The organism is Pseudomonas sp. GM79, from assembly GCF_000282495.1.
GTDB lineage: Bacteria > Pseudomonadota > Gammaproteobacteria > Pseudomonadales > Pseudomonadaceae > Aquipseudomonas.
In genome coordinates this window covers 116,373-139,800 of the sequence record NZ_AKJE01000025.1, presented here as the reverse complement: position 1 = coordinate 139,800, position 23,428 = coordinate 116,373, and the positions used below count along the sequence as shown (strand labels likewise).

The window sequence follows — 23,428 nt, the reverse complement described above, 5'->3', positions numbered from 1 at the left end:
TTGAAGCTTGCGGCTTGAAGCTGCCCCTATTCTTTCTCGAGCGCCCACAGGTCGCTTTCGATGCTTTCGAACCTCTCTTTGAGGTGCGTCTGCACATCGAAAATCGCCCTGTTGTAATAGTGCGGAGCAATTTCGCGGGTAAACAGCTCAAGGATTTCAGCCGCTTCGAACGACCCCAGGTCCAGCTCGAAGCGATCCTCCATGAAGCGTTTGATCTTGTGATTGGCCTCGTTCTCCTGCTCGGGAGTGAGGCTCAGGATCGGCGGCTTGCCCTTCTTGACGGCCATTTACCAGCGACCATCCCACGCAGCGAAGTTCTGCAGCAATTGCAGGCCATGGGTATGGCTTTTCTCCGGGTGGAACTGCACGGCGAAACGCGAGCCGTCGGCCAGCGCAGCGGCGAAATCGACCCCGTAGTGACCGCTACCCACCACCTGCCGCGCATTGCCGGCAGCGATGTAGTAGCTGTGCACGAAGTAGAAACGCGCCAGGTCCGGAATGTTGTGCCACAGCGGGTGTTCTACCGTCTGTTTCACTTCGTTCCAGCCCATGTGCGGCACTTTCAAGTGTTCGCCGTCTTCGTGCAAATCCTTGCCGAAAAACTTCACCTGACCCGGGAACAGGCCAATGCAGTCCACGCCGTTGTTCTCTTCGCTGCTGTCGAGCAAGGCTTGCATGCCCACGCAGATGCCGAGGAACGGACGGTCCTGGCTGACTTCACGCACCAGCGAGTCGAAGCCCAGGCGACGGATCTCCGCCATGCAATCGCGAATCGCACCGACGCCGGGAAATACCACGCGATCGGCTTCGCGAATCACATCGGCATCGCTGGTGATCAGCACCTTGCCGGCACCGACGTGCTCGAGGGCCTTGGCCACCGAGTGCAGGTTGCCCATGCCGTAATCGATAACCGCGACCGTCTGCATTACAGAACGCCTTTGGTCGACGGCATTTGACCGGCCATGCGGTCATCCAGCTCCACAGCCATGCGCAGGGCGCGGCCGAAAGCCTTGAACACGGTTTCGATCTGGTGGTGGGTGTTGTGCCCACGCAGATTGTCGATGTGCAGGGTGACGTTGGCGTGGTTGACGAAGCCCTGGAAAAATTCCTGGAACAGGTCAACGTCGAAACCGCCGACGGTCGCGCGGGTATAAGGAACATGCATCTGCAGGCCAGGACGGCCGGAGAAGTCGATCACCACACGCGACAGCGCTTCATCGAGCGGCACGTAGGCGTGGCCGTAGCGACGAATGCCTTTCTTGTCGCCGATGGCTTTGGTGAAGGCTTGACCCAGGGTGATACCGACGTCTTCCACCGTGTGGTGGTCGTCGATATGCAGGTCGCCCTTGCTGACAATATCCAGGTCGATCAGCCCGTGACGGGCGATCTGGTCCAGCATGTGCTCAAGAAAAGGTACACCGATATCAAATCGGGCCTTTCCGGTGCCATCCAGGTTGATCGAGGCTTTGATCTGGGTTTCCAGAGTGTCGCGCTCGACAGACGCCATACGTTCGGCCATCACCAGCTCCGCAAAAATCATTGGGGCGAAAAAGGCAGCCATTATAGGGTCGCGGGCGCTAAACAGAAACACGAGAGGTGATATCACTGACGGACTGACTCCCCTGCCGTCGGGGATAGACATGTCAGTACAAGCCGCCAAACACAAAATCTGTGTCCACGGAGAGCAAATGTGGGAGCGGGCTTGCTCGCGAAAGCGGTGTGTCAGGCAACATTGATGTCGACTGACACGCCCTCTTCGCGAGCAAGCCCGCTCCCACAGGGGTTTTGCGTTAGTGGAACAACACCGCAGTTTTCTGCAGCGTCACCCACACACCCCACGCCAATGGAATACCTACCACCAGCCACGCAGCCACCGCCAAAGGCTTGGTACCCGCATCCGCTTTCCACTCCAGCACGGTGCTGGCGTCAGCACCTTTGTCGTGGCCCAGCGCTTGTTCGGCGGCCAGTTCGGCCTCGGTCATGAAGTACTTGTCGGCCACCGGACGCACCAGCAAGTTGCAGATGAAACCCAGCACCAACAGGCCCGCGAGGATGTACAGGGTGATGTCGTATGCCGCAGCGCGTTCCACGCCGATGCTCAGCTGATATTCACGCAGGTAGTTCACCAACACCGGCCCCAACACACCCGCCGCCGCCCACGCCGTCAGCAAACGACCGTGGATCGCACCGACCATTTGCGTACCGAACAGGTCAGCCAGATACGCCGGCACCGTCGCAAAACCACCGCCGTACATCGACAGGATGATGCAGAACGCCGCCACGAACAGCGCGACGTTGCCCAGGTGACCGAGGTTCGGGATCAGCGCGTACAGCGCGAAACCCAGGGCGAAGAATACAAAGTAGGTGTTCTTGCGACCCAGGTAATCCGAGAACGAAGCCCAGAAGAACCGGCCACCAATGTTGAACAGGCTCAGCAAACCGGTGAAACCGGCCGCAATCGCTGCGATCGAGGCCAGTTGCCCGGCATCCAGCTGACCAAACGTCTGATCGGTGCCGAGCAATTTACCGGCGAAAACTTCCTGCAACAGCGGCGAAGCCATGCCGAGGATGCCGATACCCGCAGAAACGTTCAGGCACAACACCAGCCACACCAGACGGAATTGCGGGGTCTTCCACGCCACATTCACGTGCACGTGACGGTGAGTGATCATCGCGTTCGAGGCTTTTTTTGCCGGAGCAGTCCAGCCTTCAGGCTTCCAGCCGGTTGGCGGAACGCGGTAGGACAGCGCGCCACCGATCATGAACACGAAGTAGATCGCGGCCATTACCAGGAAGCTCTGCCATACGCCCACGCTGGTTGGCGAAGCGAAGTGCCCCATCAGCGCTGCAGCCAGTGGAGCACCCACCATCGCGCCTCCGCCGAAGCCCATGATCGCCATGCCTGTTGCCATGCCACGCTTGTCCGGGAACCACTTGATCAGGGTCGAGACCGGCGAGATGTAACCCAGGCCCAGGCCAATACCGCCAATGACCCCGGAGCCAATCCACATCAGCCAGATCTGGTGGGTATAGACCCCCAGCGCTGAAATCAGCAGACCGCCACACCAGCACAGTGCCGACACCACACCGGCCTTGCGAGGACCTGCGTGTTCCAGCCAGCCGCCCCAGATCGCTGCCGAGCAGCCAAGGAAGATGAAGAACAGGGTGTAGATCCAGCCGAGCATCGAGATCGGCCAGTCGCATTGAGACGAAAAGACCTGTGCGATGAAGCTCATGTCCGGCGCGCAAGTCACGGCCTTGGTGACGCCCAGGGCTTTGGACAACGGCAACCAGAACACCGAAAAGCCATAGGCCATGCCGATGCACAGGTGGATGGCCAGAGCGGCCGGTGGTACCAGCCAACGGTTGAAACCGGGCCTGGCGATGATGCGCTCCTTGGACAGGAACGCGGGCTGGTCGGCTTTGATGCCGTCCGCCGTGATGCTCGTAGTCATGGTGTTTCCCCCAATTATTAGTATGGTTCGCCAGCCGTTCTTCACCCCCAGCCTTAATGCACGCAGGCATGACTTTTTTTAGGTGAAGCTCCATTCGGGTGCGACATCACGTCGCAGAAGGGACGGACGAACGGGCAGAGGTTACCATTTGCAGGTGACAGAAAAACCAAACTGATATCACCTTTTTGTATGTCGTCTGTTCTCGTACAACCGCAAAAAAATATATTTTCACGCGGATTAACTTTTCAAAGGAAGCGCCATGCCGATCATTGTCGAGCCGCTGAACCAAGCCACTTACCAGGATCAGCAAGATCTGCAGAAGATCTACCGCGACGCACCGGAGTGGCTGTTTGCCCCATTCGCCGGGGATTTGCAGCTGATCGAAGGCTGCCTGCTGGACGGCTCGCTGATCGCTGGCCGCTTCAATGATCGGCTGTTGGGTGCGGCACGTTTGCAACAGCACCAGGACGTCTGGCATTTGTCCCATTTATGCGTACGAAAAATCACTCGTCGTCGTGGGGTTGCAGAACGCCTGGTGAGCGAGGCGCAGAAAATGGCGTCGCAATCGGGCGCGACATTGCGGCTGTTGGCGCCCGCCGGGCACCTCGAAGCTCAAGCGCTGGCGGCTAAGCTGAAGGTGCCGCTGGATGAGCTCCCGACGTGATCGCTGACCGGTCAGCCACTTCGGAGCGCTATACTCCCCGGCTAAATTTCGAATTCGACTAATACAAGGACTCGCCCATGAAAGCGTTCGGCAAAATCCTGGGTCTGGTACTTCTCGGGCTGTTGCTGATCATTGTGGCGCTGGGCTTTGCCCTGACCCACCTCTTCGATCCCAACGACTATAAAGACGAGATTCGCCAGATTGCCCGCGACAAGGCCCACATCGAGCTGACGCTCAATGGCGATATCGGCTGGAGCCTGTTTCCCTGGCTGGGCCTGGAATTGCACGAAGCCAGTGTTGCGACCCTGGCCAAGCCTACCGAACCGTTCGCCGACTTGCAGATGCTCGGCCTGTCAGTCCGCGTGATTCCGCTGCTGCGCCGCGAAGTGCAGATGAGCGATGTGCGCGTCGAAGGCCTGAACCTGCGCCTGAATCGCGACAAGGATGGCCACGGCAATTGGGAAGACATCGGCAAGGCCCCGGCGCCTGCCACCCCGAGTACCTCGGCCAAGCCGCCCGCCGCCACCGGCGAACCTGCGCCAGCGACTACCGCTCAGGCAGAAAAACCGGCCCAGCCGATCCGCCTGGACATCGACAGCCTGACCGTCAACAACGCCCGCGTTGAATACAGCGACGAGAGAACCGGCAAGCAGTTCAGCGCCGAAAGCATCCAGCTGAGCACAGGCCCGGTTCATGACTCGACCAACATCCCGGTCAAACTCACCGCGTTCCTCGGTACCAACCAACCGGTTCTGCGGGTGCGGACTGAGCTGGCCGGCGAGTTGCGTTTCGAGCGAGCGCTGCAGCGCTACAAATTCGAAGACATGAAACTCTCTGGTGAAGTCGCTGGCGATCCACTGCAAGGCAAGACCATGACCTTCGCCGCTCAGGGTCAGTTGCTGCTGGATAAGGCCGCCAACGTCGCCGAATGGACCGGCATCAAAATCTCCGCCAACCAGCTGCGCGCCTTGGGTGAACTGAAGGCCAACGACCTCGACAAGACCCCGCAAATCAGCGGTGGCCTGTCGATTGCCCAGTTCGATCTGGCGAAATTCGTCGACAGCATCGGCCAGAAACTCCCGGCGATGGCTGAAGGCAGCCTGAGCAAAGTCGAGCTGGCCAGCCAGGTTGCCGGCACGCCGACCAGTTTGTCCCTCGACAACCTCAACCTGAAACTCGACGACAGCACTTTCAGCGGCCGCATCGCTGTCGAGGACTTCGCCAAGCAATCGCTGCGACTGAACCTGAAGGCTGACACCTTCAACGTCGATCGTTACTTGCCGCCAAAATCCGCCGAAGCCGACAGCGCGAAGCAGGTGCGTCAGGCCGAAGTAGCCAACACCGAGAACGAGGCCATGGCCGGCGCAGGCAGCTCACCGCTGCCACCCTCGCCGACCAAAGGCCCGTGGAGTACCGAGCGTCTGTTGCCGGTGGAGCGTCTGAGCAAACTCGACGTGAACGCCGACCTGACCTTCGGCCAGCTGACCCTCGACAAACTGCCGATTCAGAATGCTGCCCTCAAGGCCACAGGCCTTGGCGGCCTGCTGACGCTGGAGAACCTGCGCGGCGACCTGTACGACGGCAACTTCGAAGCCAAAGGTACCCTGGACGTGCGCCAGCAAGTGCCGGCGCTGAACATGCAGACGCGCATCAGCAAAGTGCCTGTAGAAAAAATCCTCGAAAGCCAGGGGAAAAATCCCCCGGTTCAAGGCCTGGTTACGCTCGATAGCGCGCTGACCAGCAGCGGCAATAGCCAGAGCGTGCTGATCGATAACCTCAACGGCAATGCCAGTTTCGTTATCAACAATGGCGTACTGCTCAATGCCAATCTTGAGCAGCAACTGTGCAAAGGCATCGCCACCCTGAATCGCAAAACCCTCACCGGCGAGCCACGAGGCAAGGACACACCGTTCGAAGAGCTCAAGGGCAACCTGACCTTCCGCAACGGCGTGGCCAGTAACCAGGACCTGAAAGTGCGCATCCCGGGCATGACCGTCAACGGTAACGGCGACATCGACCTGCGGGTGCTGGGCATGGATTACCGCGTCGGCGTGATCGTCGAAGGCGACAAGAGCGATATGCCGGACCCGGCCTGCCAGGTCAGCGAGCGCTTCGTCGGCATCGAGTGGCCACTGCGCTGCCGTGGTCCGCTGGAACTGGGTGCCAAGGCTTGCCGTCTCGACAACGAACGCATGGGACAAGTCGCAAGCAAACTGGCTGGCGAGCGGATCAGCGAAAAAATCGACGAGAAGCTTGGCGATAAAGTCAGCCCGGAGTTGAAAGACGCGCTCAAGGGGCTGTTCAAGCGATGAGAGCCGAGCAGTTTTCAACGGCGGTACTGGATTGGTACGACCGCCACGGCCGCCACGATTTGCCTTGGCAGCAGGGCATCACCCCTTACCGGGTGTGGGTCTCGGAAATCATGTTGCAGCAAACCCAGGTCAGCACTGTGCTGAACTACTTCGACCGTTTCATGGCCTCGCTGCCGACGGTCGAAGCCCTGGCCGCCGCGCCGGAAGACGAAGTGCTGCACCTGTGGACCGGCCTCGGTTATTACACCCGCGCGCGCAATTTGCAGAAGACCGCGAAGATTGTCGTTGCCAAATATGGTGGCGAGTTTCCCCGTGATGTGGAAAAGCTCACAGATCTGCCGGGTATCGGCCTGTCCACGGCCGGCGCAATTGCCAGCCTGAGCATGGGCCTGCGGGCGCCGATCCTCGATGGCAACGTCAAACGGGTGCTGGCGCGTTTTACCGCGCAAGAGGGTTATCCGGGCGAGCCCAAGGTTGCCAAACAGCTGTGGGCCAACGCTGAGCGCTTTACGCCATATGATCGGGTCAACGCCTACACCCAGGCGATGATGGACCTGGGCGCCACGCTCTGCACCCGCAGCAAACCGAGCTGCCTGCTCTGCCCGCTGGAAAAGGGCTGCGAGGCGCACATGCTTGGCCTGGAAACCCGCTACCCGATCCCCAAGCCGCGCAAAGCCGTGCCACAGAAGCGCACACTGATGCCGATGCTCGCCAACGGCGAAGGGGCGATTCTGCTTTACCGTCGCCCTTCCACGGGCCTGTGGGGCGGTCTCTGGAGCTTGCCGGAACTCGACGACCTCGACGACCTGCAACATCTGGCTTCGCAGCACTCGCTGGAACTGGGCCGCCAACAGGCACTGCCGAGCCTGGTGCACACCTTCAGCCACTTTCAGTTATCCATCGAACCCTGGCTGGTTCAGGTCCAGGAGGCCAGCCATCACGTGGCCGAGGCCGACTGGCTCTGGTATAACCTCGCCACCCCGCCGCGCCTGGGCCTTGCCGCCCCGGTCAAAACCTTGCTCGAACGCGCGGCCGTCGTATTGAACGCAGGAGAGTCGTCATGACCCGCACCATCATGTGCCGCAAGTACAAAGAAGAATTGCCCGCCCTGGAGCGCGCCCCGTTCCCAGGCGCAAAAGGCCAGGACATTTTTGACCACGTCTCGGCCAAGGCGTGGGCCGACTGGCAGAAACACCAGACCCTGCTGATCAACGAAAAGCGCCTGAACATGATGAACGCCGAAGATCGCAAATATCTTCAAGGCGAGATGGACAAGTTCTTTTCCGGCGAGGAATACGCCAAGGCCGAAGGCTACGTTCCGCCGGCTGAATAACCCCGCTTTTTCGGGGGGTGGATCGTAAGCGACGGTAATAATTAAAATTTTTTTGAAAACTTTCTTGACGACCCCCTGAAAAACCAGTTTAATGCGCCCCGTTGCCCAGATAGCTCAGTCGGTAGAGCAGGGGATTGAAAATCCCCGTGTCGGCGGTTCGATTCCGTCTCTGGGCACCAAATACCGAAAACCCTGAATCGCAAGATTCAGGGTTTTTTTATGCCCGCGATTTGATCAGGCATCGTGCGAGCGTCTCTCTTCGGCTAGTTTTCAGTCCCCCAGTGGAAGACCAAATTGCGAGCAGCGCCGCTTCCTACCTCCGCCGTATCACGCCGCTCCTCACCATTGCGTGTCGCGACGACGGTGTACTTGCCAGGTGGCAGCTGTACGTAAACCAGCGGGCCGGCCTCACTCAGTGTCAGCACAGGCTGCCCCGGGTTTTTCTGAATGACCAGATTCACATCTGGAACATATTCGTCCTTCGGTCCGGTGGAGAAGGTCATGTGCAGGTTGTAGCCCTGCGTTTGCTGGATAGCTTTAGCCTCATCCTCTCCGATACCGCCGGACAGGTAGGTAATCCCGTTTTGCTGTTGCTGCTGGACTTGCACGCCTGAGGGATCGATCGGTTCAAGACTGGCGGCGTTAAGCACGACTGGAAACATCAGTACGCCGACGGCGGCGATGGGCAGCATGAATGAATGGACGTTCTTCATGATGGCGACTCCCGGGTTACTCAGAACCCAATCGTTACTCTTTTTAGATTTGTTACCGAATGTTCAAGTTTTAGATCGATTAGCACTTGGGCTCACTGCGAATCGGACTACGTGATGTGCTCCTCATGCATGGGGTTCCGTCGGCCCGGTCCTGCAATGCAAATTCGCCTTTCCTTCCGATTTACCAGCAACGCCCGGCATCGCGGACTATCACTCTCTTGCCATCCTCTTCCGCTCGTTTCCTTCAGCCGCGGAAAATCTCATGAACTCCCTCAAACCTGGTAACACTCAAGATCCACAGATCACTTCACTGCTCGGCAATCTTGGCGAGTTGATCCGTGAAGCGCGTCAGAAGGTGCTGCGAGCGGTCGATACCGTTCAGGTGCAAACCTGTTGGCAAATCGGACGACATATTGTGGAGTTCGAGCAGGAAGGCGCTCGACGGGCGGTTTATGGCAAGCAACTGCTATCGACGCTGGCGAAAGTACTGACGTCGGAGTTTGGGAAAGGCTTCGACGCTTCCAACCTTCGCTACATGCGCCAGTTCTATCAAGCATTCCCAATTCGTGACGCACTGCGTCACGAATTGAGCTGGACCCACTACCGCAGACTGCTACGAGTCGACAACGACAACGCTCGCCACTGGTACATGAACGAATCTGCTCTGCAGAACTGGTCAAGTCGCGCCCTCGAGCGCCAGATCAATACCCTCTATTACGAACGCCTGCTGGCGAGTCGCGACCGGTCCGCCGTCAAACAGGAAGCCGACACCAACATCCAACAAATGAACGCCAGCCCTCGGGAATTCCTCCGGGACCCCGTGCTACTGGAGTTTCTCGGCCTGCCCAATGCGGGCTTGATCCAGGAAAGCGAACTTGAACAAGCCTTGATCAATCAACTCCAGGGCTTCCTGCTCGAACTGGGCAAAGGCTTCGCCTTCATCGCTCGCCAGCAACGCATCAGTACCGAGAGCAAAGACTTCTACATCGACCTGGTGTTCTACAACTACCTGCTCAAGTGCTTCGTCATCTTCGACATCAAGCGCGGCGTACTGACCCACCAGGATGTCGGCCAGATGGACATGTACGTGCGCATGTACGACGACCTCAAGCGCGGACAGGAGGATGGCCCCACCGTCGGCCTTATTCTCTGCGCGCAAAAAGATGAATCGGTGGTGCGCTATTCAGTGCTGCAAGGCAATGAACAACTGTTCGCCAGTACCTACAGACTGGTGCTGCCGAGCGAGGAGGAACTTCGCACAGAACTGGATCGGGAATGGGCGGTGCTTGAGGAGCGGTTACTCAAGCAGAGGTCCCGATAAGCACGAGTGGATTGTTCATAAACGGCGTGAAGACTATGGTGGTTGGCTAACCGCAAAGGTTCAAAGCCGATGAATTTGCAGGACATGCCCTCACTGGCCCCGACGCAACTTGAATTGCCGTTACCCACCGGCACACCTGGTGACTCTTTCAAGGAACCCGCCGCCGACGGCTTCATCCTTGGCGGCTTCACCTGGCGGCATGCGAATCAAGTCCCAACCCGTCCAGTGGTGATCATCAACGCCGCTACTTCAGTCCGTTGCCGACACTACTCGCGCTTTGCCGATTACCTGTTCGCCAACGGCTTCGACGTGATCACCTATGACTACCGCGGCATCGGCGAGTCGCGCCCTGCGTCGCTGAAGGGGCTTGAGGCTTCTTGGTCCGACTGGGGCGCGCTGGATTTCGAGGCAATGCTGCAAAGAGCGCAACGCGAATTTCCACAGCAACCCATCGATGTCGTCGGCCACAGCTTCGGTGGCTGTGCGGCAGGGTTGGGCGCCTCGGGGCATGTGATCCGACGCCTGGTGACAGTGGGTGCGCAGTTCGCTTACTGGCGCGACTATGCCCCTGCCCATCGCTGGCGAATGTTTGGGAAGTGGCATGTGACGATGCCATTGATGACCCTGCTTTATGGCTATTTTCCCGGCAAACGCCTCGGCTGGCTCGAAGACACCCCGGCCGGTGTAGTCCGCGACTGGAGCATGCCCACCGCCCGATACGAGAAACGCCCCAGCGGTCGTGTCATCCACACCAAAAACGGTCAGCTCCCCTTCGCCAATGTCACCGCCCAAACCCTGGCGATCAGCCTCAGCGACGATCCCTATGGCACCATTGCGGCCATCGAACGCCTGCTCGGCTACTTCACTGGCAGTACAAACACCCACCTGCGAATCACCCCTGAAGATATCGGCGAAGAAGAAGTCGGACATTTCGCCTTTTTTCGTAGCGCATACCAAGCCACACTATGGCCCATTGCATTGTCCTGGCTGCGAACCGGCGAGCTGGCCCCCGATACACCCGGGCGGCGAGTGCCACGCAGTTGATGGATGCGCCCCCTCAACGAATTACGGAACGACGCCCATGGCCTCCGCCAACAAGCAGAACAAACGCGCCTCCCGCGCCAAAGCCAAGGCCAAGCAGAACCGCACCCAGCGGGCCGCTGCGCCGGTCGAGCTGGACCCGAACGACGATCGCATCGACTTCGAATCGGTGGACCTGACCGAACTGTTCAAGAAAATGATCGACGCCGAAAAAATCAGTCAGCGAGCGATGTGCGCAGCCTTCCTCGAAGACCCGCTGCTGGAACTGGTGTACGAGCAGGAAGGCGAAGAAGGCGCAATGGACTTCATCCTCGCGGCACTGATCGAATACCGCCAATGGTCCACCGAGACCGACGAAGCCGGCGCCCTGGCGTGGATCGAATCTGCGGCCTTCCAGGCTGACTACGTGGCGGCGTCCGACGCTATCGCAGCCCAAACCCAACAGAAACCAGACTGAGTTCCCATGGCATCCCTGAACAAGCAACAGAAACGCGCCAAACGCGCCAAGATCAAAGCCAAGCAAATCAATATCCACGGCAGAAAACCCGCCGCGCTGGACGATGATCTGGGCGACATCGGTGAGCCGATCCCGGAATACACCCTGGCGATGTTCAGCAAAATGCGCGATGCAGAAGCCACCAGCCGCAACGACATGCTGCTGACCCTGCTGTCGAACCTCGCCGAAATCATCAGCGATCATCCAGAACTGCTGGACATGGAAAACGCCGACAACGAAGCCATGGCCGCCACGCACTTGGCCGCCGACATGCTGATCGACTACCGCATGTGGGCTGATGGCATGGACCGCGATGCCGCCCAGGCCTGGCTGACCGACCCGCAATTCATCACCGACTTTGGCGATGCGCTGGACAGTTATCGCCAGTCGCTGGACCTGCCGGTCGAAAAGGCGGAGTAACGCCTCCCCGCAAGTAAAAACGGCCGCTTGTCATCACTGACAGCGGCCGTTTTGCGTTACGCAGTGCGAATCAATTCAACACCACCGCTCCACGCCGCTCCAGCTTGCGACGGCGAGCCACAAACAACCCGGCAGCCACTACCAAAAGGCTCAGCAAACCGGTCGCGAGAATCTCCACGCGATGGGCTTCCTGGAACAGCATGATGGTCAGCGCCGCGACAATGAATACGATCACTGCGTAGGTCAGGCCCGGGAACAGCCACATGCTGAAGGCGATTTTTTCACCGCGAGCCATACGCTGTTTGCGCATACGCAGTTGCGAAAACGCGATCACCAGGTACACCAGCAACGCGATGGCGCCCGAGCTGGCCAGCAGGAATTCGAATACAGCGGCCGGGGCCACGTAGTTAGCGAACACTGCAAGAAACGCAGCAGCGGTCGACAGCATCACAGCCCAGTAAGGTGTGCCGCTGCTGTTGGTGCGCTGGGAAACGGCCGGCGCATCGCCGCGTTTGCCCAACGAGAACATCATGCGCGAAGCAGTGTAGAGCGCCGAGTTCAGGCAGCTGGTTACCGCAACCAGAACCACAATATCGACGATCAGCTTGGCATTCGGGATACCCATGCGCTCCAGCACGGTCTGGTAGGAACCGACACTGGCCAGAATCGGGTCATTCCATGGCACCAAGGCCACAACGATGAAGATGGAGACGAGGTAGAACAAGCCAATCCGCCAGATCACCGAGTTGGTAGCCTTGGAAATCTGCTGGCCAGGGTTCTTCGATTCCGCGGCCGCAATGGTCACGATCTCAGTGCCCATGAAGGAAAACATAGTGGTCAGGATGGCACCCAGCACCGCGCCCATGCCGTTTGGCAGGAAGCCTTGAGTGTCAAACAAATGCGACACGCCGCTGACCTGGCTGGTCGGCAGGAAGCCGAAGATTGCCAGAATGCCAAGACCGATAAAGCCGATGATCGCTACGACTTTGACCAGGGCGAACCAGAACTCGAATTCTCCGTAGTTCTTCACGCTGAACAGGTTGGTCGCCGTCAGCAGCAAGGTGATAACCAAGGTGAAGGCCCAGATCGCCACGTTCGGGAACCAGGCATGCAGAATGGTCGCGGCAGCGTTAGCCTCCAGCGGGATGACCAGAACCCAGAACCACCAGTAGAGCCAGCCGATGGTGAAACCGGCCCAGTGACCGATCGCGCGATCGGCGTATGTCGAGAAGGACCCCGTGTCTGGCGATGCAACGGCCATCTCGCCGAGCATTCGCATGACCAGAACCACTAGGGCACCGGCGGCCGCATAAGCCAACAGCACAGCCGGGCCGGCAGCGGCAATGGCGTGGCCGGAGCCGACGAACAGGCCGGCGCCGATTACTCCGGCGATCGACAGCATGGTCACATGACGCGGTTTTAGCCCCTGTTCGAGACCATTGGAGGAGCTTTGGCTACTGCTCATTAAAACTACCTTTGCAAGTAAAGCGATGACGTCGGCCCGGTCTGACATTCCTTCTCGTAAAAAGAATCCAACAGGGCGTTTCTTATTCTGCACGCAATAAGTGCGCCAAAATGTTTCACTCGCCCGTTACACGGGGCCTGCACGCAGATCGAGCAGTTATCGCAAGTCATTGAGATTAATGGCATTTCGCCAGAGCGTTACCCTGCCACCCACTTCAGTAACGAATCTGCGCACCAAAAACACATCAAGAAATACAGGTGCGCACAATAAAAGTGCAGATCAGGAACGTTTGTCCGGTTAGCGCTTCCAACACCCCGCCAAAGCTGGCAACATCGCGCCTTTTTTTACGCGACAGCCACGTCCAAGCGTGTTCAAACGGCTGTTCGGTTGTTGATGGGGCGACAGTCTGCTGTGCCGATGCGACAACCTGCCACATGCCACCCGTTTACCGTCCGTAGCGCTGTTGGCTGCCATTCGAACGCTATGCTAGCTTGGCCGCCTCGCCAGGAAGGCCGCCAATAGCAGGAGCGCAAAACACTATGAGGAACGCACATGGCTGAGGCCACGCCCGCGCTTGAAATCCGCAACTTGCACAAACGCTACGGACAGCTTGAGGTGCTCAAAGGCATCTCGCTGACCGCCCGCGACGGTGATGTGATCTCGATCCTGGGTTCCTCCGGTTCCGGCAAGTCCACGTTCCTGCGCTGCATCAACCTGCTGGAAAACCCGCATCAGGGCCAGATCCTGGTAGCCGGCGAAGAACTCAAGCTCAAAGCCGCCAAGAACGGCGAATTGGTCGCTGCCGACGGCAAGCAGATCAATCGCCTGCGCAGCGAGATCGGTTTTGTATTTCAAAACTTTAATCTCTGGCCGCACATGAGCGTGCTCGACAACATCATCGAAGCCCCACGCCGCGTACTCGGCCAAAGTAAGGCCGAAGCCATTGAAGTCGCCGAAGCCTTGCTGGCCAAGGTCGGCATCGCTGACAAGCGTCACGCCTACCCGGCGCAACTCTCCGGCGGCCAGCAGCAACGCGCGGCCATCGCCCGCACCCTGGCGATGCAGCCCAAGGTCATTCTGTTCGACGAACCCACCTCCGCCCTTGACCCGGAAATGGTCCAGGAAGTACTTAATGTCATCCGCGCATTGGCCGAAGAAGGCCGCACCATGCTGCTCGTGACCCACGAAATGAGCTTTGCCCGTCAGGTGTCCAGCGAAGTGGTGTTCCTCCACCAAGGCCTGGTCGAAGAACAAGGATCGCCACAGCAGGTGTTCGAAAACCCGCTTTCGGCGCGCTGCAAACAATTCATGTCCAGCAACCGCTAACGGAGCTACTCGCATGCAGAACTACAAAAAAATCTTCCTGGCCGCTGCCGTCACCCTGGCCTTCAGTGCCGGTGTCGCCGCCGAGACCTTGAAGATGGGCATCGAAGCGGCCTACCCGCCGTTCAACAACAAAGATGCCAGTGGCAATGTCGTCGGCTTCGACAAAGATATCGGCGATGCCCTGTGCGCCAAGATGAAAGTCGAGTGCACCGTGGTTACGTCCGACTGGGACGGCATCATCCCGGCGCTGAACGCCAAGAAGTTCGACTTCCTGATCTCCTCGATGTCGATCACTGACGAGCGTAAGCAAGCAGTGGACTTCACCGCCCCGTACTACTCCAACAAGCTGCAGTTCATCGCACCGAAAAACGTCGACTTCAAGACCGACAAGGCTTCGTTGCAAGGCAAGGTTATCGGCGCTCAACGCGCGACCCTGGCCGGCACCTGGCTGGAAGACAACATGGAAGGCGTCGAAATCAAACTCTACGACACCCAGGAAAACGCCTACCTGGACCTGACTTCGGGTCGTCTGGACGCCATCCTGGCCGACAAATACGTCAACTACGAGTGGCTGAAAAGCGACGCCGGCCGTGCTTACGAATTCAAGGGCGACCCGGTGGAAGAAAGCGACAAGATCGGTATCGCTGTGCGCAAGAACGACCCGATCCGCGAGAAGCTGGACGCTGCGCTGAAAGAAATCGTCGCTGACGGCACCTATAAAAAGATCAACGACAAGTACTTCCCGTTCAGCATCTACTGATTCTGAGCTGCCTGGCCGGCGCCGTTCTCTGACGGTGCCGGTCCTTCGCATTGCCTGCCGCGATTTGAATAGAAATCCATGATTATCGACCTCTACGGATTCGGCCCGGCGCTCGCCGCTGGTGCGCTGATGACTGTGAAACTGGCACTCTCGGCCTTGTGCCTGGGGCTGGTGCTCGGTCTGCTCGGCGCCTTGGCCAAGACTTCCCCGTACAAGCCGCTGCAATGGCTTGGCGGCACTTATTCCACGCTGGTTCGCGGCATCCCGGAATTGCTCTGGGTGCTGTTGATCTACTTCGGCACAGTCAACTTGATGCGTGCCTTGGGCGAGTTCTTCGGCAACCCCGACCTCGAACTCAATGCCTTCGCCGCCGGCGTGATTGCGCTGGGACTGTGCTTCGGCGCCTACGCCACGGAAGTGTTTCGCGGTGCGATTCTGGCGATCCCCAAGGGTCACCGTGAAGCCGGCGTGGCCTTGGGCCTGTCGAAATTTCGCATCTTTACCCGACTGATCATGCCGCAGATGTGGCGAATCGCCCTTCCCGGCCTGGGCAACCTGTTCATGATCCTGATGAAAGACACTGCGCTGGTTTCCGTCATCGGCCTGGAAGAAATCATGCGTCACACACAAATCGGCGTGACGATATCCAAGCAACCGTTCACCTTTTATATGGTGGCCGCCTTCATGTATCTGGGTCTGACCATTCTGGCCATGACCGGCATGCACTTTATGGAACGACGTGCCGCTCGCGGCTTCGCCAGGAGCACCCAATGAACTGGGAAGTCATCATCAAGTGGCTGCCAAAACTGGCTCAGGGCGCGACGCTGACCCTGGAGCTGGTGGCCATCGCCGTGATCGCCGGGTTGCTGCTGGCGATTCCGCTGGGCATCGCTCGCTCGTCACGACTCTGGTACGTGCGGGCATTCCCCTACGGCTACATCTTCTTTTTCCGTGGTACACCGCTGCTGGTTCAGCTGTTCCTGGTCTACTACGGCCTGGCGCAGTTCGACGCGGTGCGTAACAGCTCGATGTGGCCCTACCTGCGCAGTCCGTTCTGGTGCGCCACCGCGACCATGACCCTGCACACCGCGGCCTACATCGCCGAGATCCTGCGCGGCGCGATCCAGGCCATTCCACCGGGCGAGATTGAAGCGGCGCGGGCGCTGGGCATGTCCCGGACCAAAGCCCTGTTCTACATCATGCTGCCGCGTGCGGCGCGCATCGGCCTGCCGGCCTACAGCAACGAAGTGATCCTGATGCTCAAGGCCAGCGCCCTGGCCAGCACCGTGACCTTGCTGGAATTGACCGGCATGGCTCGCACCATCATTGCCCGCACCTACCTGCCAGTGGAGATTTTCTTCGCCGCGGGCATGTTCTATCTGCTGATGGCTTACGTGCTGGTTCGCGGCTTCAAGCTGCTGGAGCGCTGGCTGCGCGTCGATGCCTGCCAAGGGCGTTGATTCCTGCGTGCTGACGGGCGAGGCCCTTCTCGCCCGTTTCACCGCGCTGGATGCTTTCCTGATCGAGCATCAAGCGCTATGGAAACCTCGACCGTTTACCCACCTGCAGCTGTCTTGGGAAGCGTCCTACCCGGAGTTGGCGCTTTGGCTACGCGGACGGTCACTGGAGGATGCGGAAAGCAGTCATAACCAACCTTGTTTGCTTGATGCGCCGGAGCCATTTGCCTCATTGGCCGCGATGTCTGCTGACCTGAGCACGGTGGGTGAATTACCAGCTCGTACACTTGAAGCGGCAAGTCATCGATTGAATGTGGATGTGCCGGGGCGCAAATGGCAGCAGATTGAAGCGTTCGCCGGTCGCCTGCAGTTTGCTCATGCACCGACGCATTGGCTGGATTGGTGTTCGGGCAAGGGCCATTTGGGGCGGCGTCTGCTGCAAACCGGGCAACAACTGACGTGCCTGGAGTTCGACCCGGCGCTGGTCGCCAGCGGCCAGGCACTCAGCCAGCGTCATCAGTTGCATGCGTTGCACGTCGAGCAGGATGTGCTCGCGCCAGGCGCAGCCTCCTTATTGAACGCCGAACACACGCCCGTAGCGCTGCACGCCTGCGGTGATCTGCATGTGCGACTGATCCAGCTCGCCAGCGCCGCCGGTTGCAAACAACTGGCCATCGCACCGTGCTGCTACAACCGGATCAGTCCGAACACCTATCAGCCGCTTTCCCGCGCGGCTGAGCGCTCCGACCTACGTCTCTCCGTTGATGATCTTGCGCTGCCGATGAGCGAAACCGTCACCGCCGGCGCTCGCGTCCGACGCCAGCGCGACACCTCCATGGCCCGGCGCCTGGCGTTCGACTTGCTGCAACGGCAACTGCGCGGCGTCGACGAATACCTGCCAACCCCTTCCCTGCCCAGCGCCTGGCTGGACAAGTCTTTCGCCGATTACTGCCGCGATCTGGCAACACTCAAAGACTTATCCACAGTTGGTGCCCCAGATTGGACTACACTCGAAACCGCCGGTTGGCAGCGATTGGCTGAAGTCCGCAATCTGGAGCTGCTACGAGGCCTTTTCCGACGGCCGCTGGAGCTGTGGCTGGTACTTGATCGGGCACTTTTCCTCATTGAACAGGGTTACGCCGTTCGTCTCGGCACCTTCTGTAAAACTCCACTCACGCCGCGTAATTTCCTACTCCTGGCAGAACGTCCTTAAATAGCCACAGCCTGTGGATAACTCTGTTGATGGAATTATCGTGGATCCAATATCCGCGCCGTTTTACGCCTTAAACACTGCTGGTCATTTTTTGTTCACCATTATAAAAAACCGGTAAAACAGGCATTTGCAGACAAATGAGAACGAGTTCACAAAATCGTAATGAACAGGCCATCGCCCCTGCTCCATTGTGCATAAGCATTTAATCAAAACGACATAACCGCCGAACACCGGACATCCATAGCGCAAAATTGCGCCTTGCAACGTCCCTTGCTATACACGCATACAAGGACGCCGACAGTGCGGCCATGAACAAGAAAAATCTGACCGACAGGATGCGACCGTGACGTTCATTTCTTACGCCCAGAATTTCGAAGACATCCGCCTGTGGCGCGCCCTCAAATACGTCGAAAATGGCTTTTACATCGACATCGGGGCCAACCACCCCACCCAGGACTCCGTCACCAAGGCCTTTTATGACCGCGGCTGGACCGGCATCAACGTCGAACCCATGCCAAATTATTACGACGCCCTGTGCGAACAACGCCCCAACGACATCAACCTGCAATGCGTGGCCGGCGAAAGCGCCGACGACCTGACCTTCTACGGCATCGCCGGCACCGGCCTGTCGACCCTCGACCCGGCCCTGGCCCAGCAACACAAAGATGCCGGCATGGACGTGCGCAGCCAAACCGTCAAATCCCGCACCCTGGCCTCCATCTGTGAACAACACGCCGGGAACCGCACGATCCACTTCCTGAAAATCGACGTCGAAGGCCACGAAGAAACCGTCCTGCGCGGCATGGACTTCACCCGATGGCGTCCATGGATCATCCTCATCGAAACCCCATGGGAACGCGACCAGACCTGGGAAAACCTCGTCACCGGCGCCGGCTACCAGCCCATCCTGTTCGACGGCATCAACACCTACTACCTCGCCGAAGAACACCTGGCCCTCAAACCCGCCTTCGACATTCCGCCATGCAACCTGGACGAATTCCAGTTCTGCCGCGGCCACAACTTCAGCCACCCCGTCACTGACGCCGAAAACCACCTCGCCGCCGCCCTGCAACGCGCCGAACACGCCGAAGCGCAGCTGCGGGCGATGCAAAACAGCCGAGCCTGGCGTGCCCTGCAGAAGCTCAAGAAAGTGCTGGTTCGCGCCTGACCGAACGCCGGCGTAAAAATAGTCTGAATTCAGGGGTTTACAGAACCAACCCAATCGCTATAATCGTCGCCCTAACACGCCGGTATAGCTCAGTTGGTAGAGCAACTGACTTGTAATCAGTAGGTCCCGGGTTCGACTCCTGGTGCCGGCACCATACAAAACAAAGCCCTCGCAGCAATGCGAGGGCTTTGTTGTTTCTGGGGTTGGAGAATCTGCTTCCACCCGACCTTGATAGCCCCACCAAATTCACCTGCGTGCCTGCCGTTACACATTCGCTTCAGCATGACGTTGACGAGCGACTGCACCTACCTCAAATGCACACCAATACACCCGCCAAGCCTAGGTTGACGTTGTCAGCATGCTCAAATCGTGCGGGTCTTTTTTGCTCAAACCAGGGATACGACGATTTCCATCTGGGAAAATAAAGTTGTCCCTTTTCCACTTCTCAGAGGTTGTTGTTCCCGGATGCCGTTCCTGCGTGAGGCCCTTTGCCGAGCAAGGGGGCGGTTTCCACTTCCAGCATCAGCAGCACCATTTCCGTCAACTCGGCGTCGGACTTCTGTCCGGCATAGAGGTCATGGAGTGCTTTGGCGAAGGGGATGCGCAGGTCTTGGTTTTCTTCGCGGGCGGTATCGCTGTATTGCATTAGTTCGCTGATGGCTCGCAGCACAGCCGCTTGCCACCGAGCGGTGGTCCTGGGACCATCGCTGGTGATTGCAATCAACTTATCCTTCGTCAGCTGGCGAAGGGCAGGTTCGCGCAACGGCTTAAGCGGCTTTGGGTTGCGAGTGATCTTTGACATACCGGACGATACTCAGCGTTTCCTGCCGGAACTGCTCGTAATCGATCTGCTGGGCGTTAATAAAGGTGCTGCCCATCATGGTCAGCGAGCCCATAAAGCTGGCTTCGGAAATTTCCTCATCGCTCGCGCCAAACAAGCGCGCGGCTTCGGTATGAAACAGGGCGCAATACTTGCAACGGGTCGCCCCGGACACCGCCAGACCTATCAACTCCTTGTACTTATTTGGAATCTTGGTATCCGCCAGCCAGAAGTCCCGGGCCACGCCCCAGAATCCGATCGCTCCGCCTTCCGGCATCTGCTTGATCCACTCCGGTACCAGACCCAGGGTCTGCTCAATTTCCTGATAGGTATCACGAATAGCCATTTGACACCTCCTTACCTCTGGAGAGACATCTGCTACAGAGATACAACTAGTTTAGTTCGCTGGCGGCCATGCCAGAGCCGGCAGCAGCACGACTCCAGCAATGAATTCTTAAACATCGTAGAAACAACAGGATGGATTTAGTTTTTTTGGGCGCAATGACGTACCACTAAGTACCTGAAGTTATAGAACTTGGTGGATTAGCTCTGAACGCTCGTATGTGAAATGCGAATCCCGTCCGCATCGCAAGCGCTAAGCACTTAGCTGTTTAATCCAGTCAAGGCTCGCAACAGTGGAACCGGAAGGACGGTATTCACACCCGATCCATCCTGTGTAGCCACGCTGCTCCAGCGCGGCGAACAAAACTGCGAAGTTGATGTTCCCTGTTCCCGGTTCGTGACGCCCCGGGCAGTCGGCTATTTGCACATGGACTGTTCTGTCATAAAACCGAGCCAGAACATCTACCGCATCTCCGGTCAAAAGCTGAGCATGGTAAAGATCGAGAATCAGCCCGACACTCGGGAAGGTCTCCAGCACCTGTTGCGCCTTGCTGAAGTCAGACATGTAATAGCCCGGCATCTCTTGCGTACAAATTACTTCGATAAGCGGCCGCAATCCCTGATCCTCGAAGTACTTGACGGCATACTCCAGGTTGCCTCCGAAGATAGGTCCTGCGTCATCCTGCGTCGTAACGCCAGACATGATGTGGACATCCGAACATGCCAGCGCCTTTGCATAGCGGGCGGCCTGGAGCAAACCGTGGCGAAACTCTTCTTCCTTGCCCTGCAAGGCAGCGATGCCTTTGGTAACGCCCGCCGGTGCGGCGAACTGAATCAACGGCAGACTGTATTGCGCCAGGTGGTCTGCCAGGAGGCTCGCGTCGAATTCATAGGGCGACGGGAACTCCACCGCCCGAAAACCCGCTGCGGCGGCGGCTTCGATGCGTTGCAGAAAAGGCAATTCATTGAATTGGAAACCGAGATGAGCGTTGAACTTGAGCATTGGGTAAATATCCATCCTTGGGAAGAAATGAAATCATCAGCCTGGAGCATCCTTCGCTGCTCCAGCACTGCATCAAAACAAAGCCCTCGCAGCAATGCGAGGGCTTTGTTGCTTCTGGGGTGTAAATCAGGTCTCAGTGACCCGCACTCTGCCCGCCATCAACATGCAGAATCTCCCCGGTGACAAAGTTGGCGCTGTCCAGATACACCACAGCCTGAGCAATGTCGCTGATCTCCCCCATGCGCCCAACCGGATGCAAACTCCCCAGCGCTTCATGGGTTTCTTCGCCATGCATCGGCGTCTTGATGATGCCGGGGCTGACCGCGTTCACCCGAATCCCACGCTTGGCGTACTCGATGGCCAGGGATTTGGTCGCCGCATTCAAGCCACCTTTGGTCAACGACGCCAGTACTGACGGCACACCGTCTATAGCGTGATCCACCAGGCTGGTGGTGATGTTGACGACGTGACCGCTGCCTTGTTTTTCCATCTCGGTGATGGCGAGTTGGGTGATGTAGAAGAAACCATTCAGGTTCACCGACAAGACTGCGGCGTAGTCTTCGTGGGTGTAGGCAGTAAACGGCTTGGCGACGAAGATCCCGGCGTTGTTGACCAGGGTATCGATACGGCCGAAACGTTCGATCGCTTCACGGATGACGCGCTGGGCGACCGCCGGGTCGCCGATGTCGCCTGCCACGGTGTGAATGTCCGGGTCGGTGGACGGCTGGATCGAACGCGAAGTGGCGACCACCCGGTAATCGAGTTCACGAAACGCCTTGACCATACCTGCGCCGAGACCTTGGGAGGCGCCTGTAATGACGATGACTTTTTTCGAATTGCTCATGATGAACCTCAACTGATAAATGATGGTTTGAAAAGTGATCAATCAGGCTTCGGCAGGTGTTTGCGCCATTTGCCTCAGCATCTGTTCGTAGTACTCAACCGACTGCGAACCGGACACCAGGTGACGCCCGTTAAGCACCATGGCCGGGACCGAATTAATGCCGCGCTCGCGATAAAACGCCTCAAGCTCACGCACTTCCTTGGCAAACGCTCCGGATGCCAGCACCTCACGCGCAGCCGTTGTATCCAGCCCCACTTCCGCCGCCAGACGAACCAGCGTCTGGTGATCACTCGGGTTCTGGCCGTCGCTGAAATAGGCGCGCAGCAAGGCTTTCTTGAGTTCGACCTGTCGCCCTTTCTGCAACGCCCACAACAACAGCCGGTGAGCATCGAATGTGTTGTAGAAATGGCTGCGTTTCTCCAGATCGAAGCGCAAGCCAATGGCCTCACCGCGAGCGATCTGCATCGCTTTGCCAGCGGCAACTTCATCGGCGCTGCGCCCGTACTTGCGCATCAAGTGCTCGATCGCGTTCTCGCCTCCCGCCGGCATGTCCGGGTTCAACTCGAAGGGCTTGTAAGTCAGCTGGACCGAGACTTCGCCGGCCACGTTCTCGATCGCTCGCTCCAGCGCCGTCGCGCCCAAGGCGCACCACGGACACACCACATCGGAGACAAAATCGATGGCGACGGACGTAGTCATGACTGGCCCTGCGCCTCAGCCAGTTGTTTTCGGTACTGGGTAGTGGTGATCCCGGCATAGCCCCAGTTATCGGTGTCGACTTCTTCGATCACGATGTGGGTCAGGTCCGGGCGTTTGTTGAGGACGCGTTCCAGGGTTTCAGTGATTTCGGCAATCACCTGAGCTTTCTGCTCTGAGGTAACGCCATCGCGGGTAATGCGTACGCTTACGAAAGGCATGATGAATCTCCAGTGACCTTCTCATCGGAATGATGGGGAGGCGTTGGAGAGGACTGTATGAGGTGGGGTCAGGGGGATAAAGGTGGGGACGGGAACATCATTAGTGACGTGGTGTAACGAGTTTATGCCCCTGAACCTTTTCTTTCGCTGCGAAAGTCTTCACCGTCATTGCGAGGCGGTATGCCGACCAAGAAAAAACCGGCCCGGAAAGACGCCGACACACGGTCAAATACACCCGTTGACACCCGCGTCACACGGGAAGAAAATTTAATCGAGAGCGCGAAACCGACTGCCTTCAGGTGGCGATAGTCGATGTAGGAGCCCCGTTGATGACCTGAAAATCAGCGCTCGGGTAAAC

Annotated in this window: 26 protein-coding genes and 2 tRNA genes; 16 read left to right on the top strand and 12 right to left on the bottom strand. The window is 58.4% G+C overall.

All coding sequences use genetic code 11. From position 1 onward, the window contains the following. Nucleotides 1-26: 26 nt before the first annotated feature. The 4 genes from PMI36_RS23735 to PMI36_RS23750 all read right to left on the bottom strand — a co-directional run bounded on the left by PMI36_RS23735 (nt 27) and on the right by PMI36_RS23750 (nt 3,455). The gene (locus tag PMI36_RS23735) at nt 27-287 is read right to left on the bottom strand and encodes a DUF2164 domain-containing protein (RefSeq protein WP_008068775.1); all 261 of its coding nucleotides are present in this window, start codon (nt 285-287) and stop codon (nt 27-29) included. Continuing rightward, nucleotides 288-926, bottom strand: coding sequence for an imidazole glycerol phosphate synthase subunit HisH (gene hisH, locus PMI36_RS23740; protein ID WP_008068774.1), 639 nt, complete (start codon nt 924-926; stop codon nt 288-290). Beyond that, the gene (gene hisB / locus PMI36_RS23745; RefSeq protein ID WP_007939452.1) at nt 926-1,519 is read right to left on the bottom strand and encodes an imidazoleglycerol-phosphate dehydratase HisB; all 594 of its coding nucleotides are present in this window, start codon (nt 1,517-1,519) and stop codon (nt 926-928) included. The genes hisH and hisB overlap by 1 nt, the downstream gene beginning before the upstream one ends. 271 nt (nt 1,520-1,790) lie before the next feature. After that, the gene (locus tag PMI36_RS23750) at nt 1,791-3,455 is read right to left on the bottom strand and encodes an OFA family MFS transporter (RefSeq protein ID WP_008068773.1); all 1,665 of its coding nucleotides are present in this window, start codon (nt 3,453-3,455) and stop codon (nt 1,791-1,793) included. A gap of 259 nt (nt 3,456-3,714) precedes the next feature. Between PMI36_RS23750 and PMI36_RS23755 the strand changes: the two genes are divergently transcribed. The 5 genes from PMI36_RS23755 to PMI36_RS23775 all read left to right on the top strand — a co-directional run bounded on the left by PMI36_RS23755 (nt 3,715) and on the right by PMI36_RS23775 (nt 7,943). Beyond that, the gene (locus PMI36_RS23755) at nt 3,715-4,119 is read left to right on the top strand and encodes an acetyl-CoA sensor PanZ family protein (protein ID WP_008068772.1); all 405 of its coding nucleotides are present in this window, start codon (nt 3,715-3,717) and stop codon (nt 4,117-4,119) included. Between the two features lie 77 nt (nt 4,120-4,196). Continuing rightward, nucleotides 4,197-6,431, top strand: coding sequence for an AsmA family protein (locus PMI36_RS23760; protein WP_008068771.1), 2,235 nt, complete (start codon nt 4,197-4,199; stop codon nt 6,429-6,431). Continuing rightward, entirely contained in the window at nt 6,428-7,495 is a 1,068-nt protein-coding gene (gene mutY / locus PMI36_RS23765) for an A/G-specific adenine glycosylase (RefSeq protein WP_008068770.1), read from the top strand. Before PMI36_RS23760 ends, mutY begins: the two co-directional genes overlap by 4 nt. Then, entirely contained in the window at nt 7,492-7,764 is a 273-nt protein-coding gene (locus tag PMI36_RS23770; protein ID WP_007897448.1) for an oxidative damage protection protein, read from the top strand. The genes mutY and PMI36_RS23770 overlap by 4 nt, the downstream gene beginning before the upstream one ends. A gap of 103 nt (nt 7,765-7,867) precedes the next feature. After that, a tRNA-Phe gene (locus PMI36_RS23775) sits at nt 7,868-7,943 on the top strand. 84 nt (nt 7,944-8,027) lie between these two features. Here PMI36_RS23775 and PMI36_RS23780 read toward each other — a convergent pair. After that, complete coding sequence (locus PMI36_RS23780) at nt 8,028-8,477, bottom strand: hypothetical protein (protein WP_008068769.1); 450 nt, start codon at nt 8,475-8,477, stop codon at nt 8,028-8,030. Between the two features lie 262 nt (nt 8,478-8,739). Between PMI36_RS23780 and PMI36_RS23785 the strand changes: the two genes are divergently transcribed. From PMI36_RS23785 to PMI36_RS23800, 4 genes are all read left to right on the top strand, one after another. Beyond that, the gene (locus PMI36_RS23785; protein ID WP_008068768.1) at nt 8,740-9,798 is read left to right on the top strand and encodes a PDDEXK nuclease domain-containing protein; all 1,059 of its coding nucleotides are present in this window, start codon (nt 8,740-8,742) and stop codon (nt 9,796-9,798) included. Between the two features lie 69 nt (nt 9,799-9,867). Further along, complete coding sequence (locus PMI36_RS23790) at nt 9,868-10,842, top strand: alpha/beta hydrolase family protein (protein ID WP_008068767.1); 975 nt, start codon at nt 9,868-9,870, stop codon at nt 10,840-10,842. Nucleotides 10,843-10,879: 37 nt separating this feature from the next. Then, on the top strand, nt 10,880-11,296 hold the full coding sequence (locus tag PMI36_RS23795) for a hypothetical protein (protein WP_008068766.1): 417 nt from the start codon (nt 10,880-10,882) through the stop codon (nt 11,294-11,296). A 6-nt stretch (nt 11,297-11,302) separates the two neighbouring features. Next, nucleotides 11,303-11,755, top strand: coding sequence for a hypothetical protein (locus tag PMI36_RS23800; protein ID WP_008068765.1), 453 nt, complete (start codon nt 11,303-11,305; stop codon nt 11,753-11,755). A gap of 70 nt (nt 11,756-11,825) precedes the next feature. Here the strand turns inward: PMI36_RS23800 and gabP are convergent, their stop codons facing one another. Then, entirely contained in the window at nt 11,826-13,220 is a 1,395-nt protein-coding gene (gabP, locus tag PMI36_RS23805) for a GABA permease (protein WP_008068764.1), read from the bottom strand. A 552-nt stretch (nt 13,221-13,772) separates the two neighbouring features. Between gabP and PMI36_RS23810 the strand changes: the two genes are divergently transcribed. The 7 genes from PMI36_RS23810 (at nt 13,773) to PMI36_RS23840 (ending at nt 19,298) form a co-directional block, all read left to right on the top strand. Further along, nucleotides 13,773-14,546, top strand: coding sequence for an ABC transporter ATP-binding protein (locus PMI36_RS23810; protein WP_008068763.1), 774 nt, complete (start codon nt 13,773-13,775; stop codon nt 14,544-14,546). Between the two features lie 13 nt (nt 14,547-14,559). Continuing rightward, entirely contained in the window at nt 14,560-15,306 is a 747-nt protein-coding gene (locus PMI36_RS23815) for an ABC transporter substrate-binding protein (RefSeq protein WP_008068761.1), read from the top strand. Nucleotides 15,307-15,384: 78 nt separating this feature from the next. After that, nucleotides 15,385-16,080: an ABC transporter permease gene (locus PMI36_RS23820; RefSeq protein ID WP_008068748.1), complete on the top strand. Its 696-nt coding sequence runs from the start codon at nt 15,385-15,387 to the stop codon at nt 16,078-16,080. After that, entirely contained in the window at nt 16,077-16,766 is a 690-nt protein-coding gene (locus PMI36_RS23825) for an ABC transporter permease (protein WP_008068747.1), read from the top strand. Before PMI36_RS23820 ends, PMI36_RS23825 begins: the two co-directional genes overlap by 4 nt. After that, nucleotides 16,747-17,976, top strand: coding sequence for a methyltransferase (locus PMI36_RS23830; protein ID WP_008068746.1), 1,230 nt, complete (start codon nt 16,747-16,749; stop codon nt 17,974-17,976). Before PMI36_RS23825 ends, PMI36_RS23830 begins: the two co-directional genes overlap by 20 nt. A 343-nt stretch (nt 17,977-18,319) precedes the next feature. Continuing rightward, entirely contained in the window at nt 18,320-19,144 is an 825-nt protein-coding gene (locus tag PMI36_RS23835) for an FkbM family methyltransferase (protein WP_008068745.1), read from the top strand. A gap of 78 nt (nt 19,145-19,222) precedes the next feature. Then, nucleotides 19,223-19,298, top strand: a tRNA-Thr gene (locus PMI36_RS23840). Nucleotides 19,299-19,589: 291 nt separating this feature from the next. Here the strand turns inward: PMI36_RS23840 and PMI36_RS0129385 are convergent. From PMI36_RS0129385 to PMI36_RS23865, 6 genes are all read right to left on the bottom strand, one after another. Then, nucleotides 19,590-19,946 (bottom strand): hypothetical protein, encoded by a 357-nt coding sequence (locus PMI36_RS0129385; protein WP_008068744.1) that lies wholly within the window; start codon nt 19,944-19,946, stop codon nt 19,590-19,592. Continuing rightward, nucleotides 19,912-20,310: a carboxymuconolactone decarboxylase family protein gene (locus tag PMI36_RS23845; RefSeq protein ID WP_007939479.1), complete on the bottom strand. Its 399-nt coding sequence runs from the start codon at nt 20,308-20,310 to the stop codon at nt 19,912-19,914. The genes PMI36_RS0129385 and PMI36_RS23845 overlap by 35 nt, the downstream gene beginning before the upstream one ends. Nucleotides 20,311-20,559: 249 nt before the next feature. After that, a complete protein-coding gene (locus PMI36_RS23850; RefSeq protein ID WP_008068743.1) occupies nt 20,560-21,309 on the bottom strand; it encodes a hydroxypyruvate isomerase family protein in 750 nt (249 codons plus the stop codon). Between the two features lie 133 nt (nt 21,310-21,442). Next, nucleotides 21,443-22,153 carry an SDR family NAD(P)-dependent oxidoreductase gene (locus tag PMI36_RS23855; protein WP_008068742.1) on the bottom strand — a complete coding sequence of 237 codons (711 nt, stop codon included), beginning with the start codon at nt 22,151-22,153 and terminating at the stop codon, nt 21,443-21,445. 42 nt (nt 22,154-22,195) lie between these two features. Continuing rightward, complete coding sequence (locus tag PMI36_RS23860; protein ID WP_008068741.1) at nt 22,196-22,852, bottom strand: DsbA family oxidoreductase; 657 nt, start codon at nt 22,850-22,852, stop codon at nt 22,196-22,198. After that, entirely contained in the window at nt 22,849-23,070 is a 222-nt protein-coding gene (locus PMI36_RS23865; protein WP_007897514.1) for a tautomerase family protein, read from the bottom strand. Before PMI36_RS23865 ends, PMI36_RS23860 begins: the two co-directional genes overlap by 4 nt. Nucleotides 23,071-23,428 lie beyond the last annotated feature (358 nt).

Excerpts from the sequence above, each read along its gene's own strand:
- PMI36_RS23735 (WP_008068775.1), bottom strand. The coding sequence starts at position 287 with ATGGCCGTCAAGAAGGGCAAGCCGCCGATCCTGAGCCTCACTCCCGAG.
- hisH (WP_008068774.1), bottom strand. The coding sequence starts at position 926 with ATGCAGACGGTCGCGGTTATCGATTACGGCATGGGCAACCTGCACTCG.
- hisB (WP_007939452.1), bottom strand. The coding sequence starts at position 1,519 with ATGGCCGAACGTATGGCGTCTGTCGAGCGCGACACTCTGGAAACCCAG.
- PMI36_RS23750 (WP_008068773.1), bottom strand. The coding sequence starts at position 3,455 with ATGACTACGAGCATCACGGCGGACGGCATCAAAGCCGACCAGCCCGCG.
- PMI36_RS23755 (WP_008068772.1), top strand. The coding sequence starts at position 3,715 with ATGCCGATCATTGTCGAGCCGCTGAACCAAGCCACTTACCAGGATCAG.
- PMI36_RS23760 (WP_008068771.1), top strand. The coding sequence starts at position 4,197 with ATGAAAGCGTTCGGCAAAATCCTGGGTCTGGTACTTCTCGGGCTGTTG.
- mutY (WP_008068770.1), top strand. The coding sequence starts at position 6,428 with ATGAGAGCCGAGCAGTTTTCAACGGCGGTACTGGATTGGTACGACCGC.
- PMI36_RS23770 (WP_007897448.1), top strand. The coding sequence starts at position 7,492 with ATGACCCGCACCATCATGTGCCGCAAGTACAAAGAAGAATTGCCCGCC.
- PMI36_RS23780 (WP_008068769.1), bottom strand. The coding sequence starts at position 8,477 with ATGAAGAACGTCCATTCATTCATGCTGCCCATCGCCGCCGTCGGCGTA.
- PMI36_RS23785 (WP_008068768.1), top strand. The coding sequence starts at position 8,740 with ATGAACTCCCTCAAACCTGGTAACACTCAAGATCCACAGATCACTTCA.
- PMI36_RS23790 (WP_008068767.1), top strand. The coding sequence starts at position 9,868 with ATGAATTTGCAGGACATGCCCTCACTGGCCCCGACGCAACTTGAATTG.
- PMI36_RS23795 (WP_008068766.1), top strand. The coding sequence starts at position 10,880 with ATGGCCTCCGCCAACAAGCAGAACAAACGCGCCTCCCGCGCCAAAGCC.
- PMI36_RS23800 (WP_008068765.1), top strand. The coding sequence starts at position 11,303 with ATGGCATCCCTGAACAAGCAACAGAAACGCGCCAAACGCGCCAAGATC.
- gabP (WP_008068764.1), bottom strand. The coding sequence starts at position 13,220 with ATGAGCAGTAGCCAAAGCTCCTCCAATGGTCTCGAACAGGGGCTAAAA.
- PMI36_RS23810 (WP_008068763.1), top strand. The coding sequence starts at position 13,773 with ATGGCTGAGGCCACGCCCGCGCTTGAAATCCGCAACTTGCACAAACGC.
- PMI36_RS23815 (WP_008068761.1), top strand. The coding sequence starts at position 14,560 with ATGCAGAACTACAAAAAAATCTTCCTGGCCGCTGCCGTCACCCTGGCC.
- PMI36_RS23820 (WP_008068748.1), top strand. The coding sequence starts at position 15,385 with ATGATTATCGACCTCTACGGATTCGGCCCGGCGCTCGCCGCTGGTGCG.
- PMI36_RS23825 (WP_008068747.1), top strand. The coding sequence starts at position 16,077 with ATGAACTGGGAAGTCATCATCAAGTGGCTGCCAAAACTGGCTCAGGGC.
- PMI36_RS23830 (WP_008068746.1), top strand. The coding sequence starts at position 16,747 with ATGCCTGCCAAGGGCGTTGATTCCTGCGTGCTGACGGGCGAGGCCCTT.
- PMI36_RS0129385 (WP_008068744.1), bottom strand. The coding sequence starts at position 19,946 with ATGTCAAAGATCACTCGCAACCCAAAGCCGCTTAAGCCGTTGCGCGAA.
- PMI36_RS23845 (WP_007939479.1), bottom strand. The coding sequence starts at position 20,310 with ATGGCTATTCGTGATACCTATCAGGAAATTGAGCAGACCCTGGGTCTG.
- PMI36_RS23850 (WP_008068743.1), bottom strand. The coding sequence starts at position 21,309 with ATGCTCAAGTTCAACGCTCATCTCGGTTTCCAATTCAATGAATTGCCT.
- PMI36_RS23855 (WP_008068742.1), bottom strand. The coding sequence starts at position 22,153 with ATGAGCAATTCGAAAAAAGTCATCGTCATTACAGGCGCCTCCCAAGGT.
- PMI36_RS23860 (WP_008068741.1), bottom strand. The coding sequence starts at position 22,852 with ATGACTACGTCCGTCGCCATCGATTTTGTCTCCGATGTGGTGTGTCCG.
- PMI36_RS23865 (WP_007897514.1), bottom strand. The coding sequence starts at position 23,070 with ATGCCTTTCGTAAGCGTACGCATTACCCGCGATGGCGTTACCTCAGAG.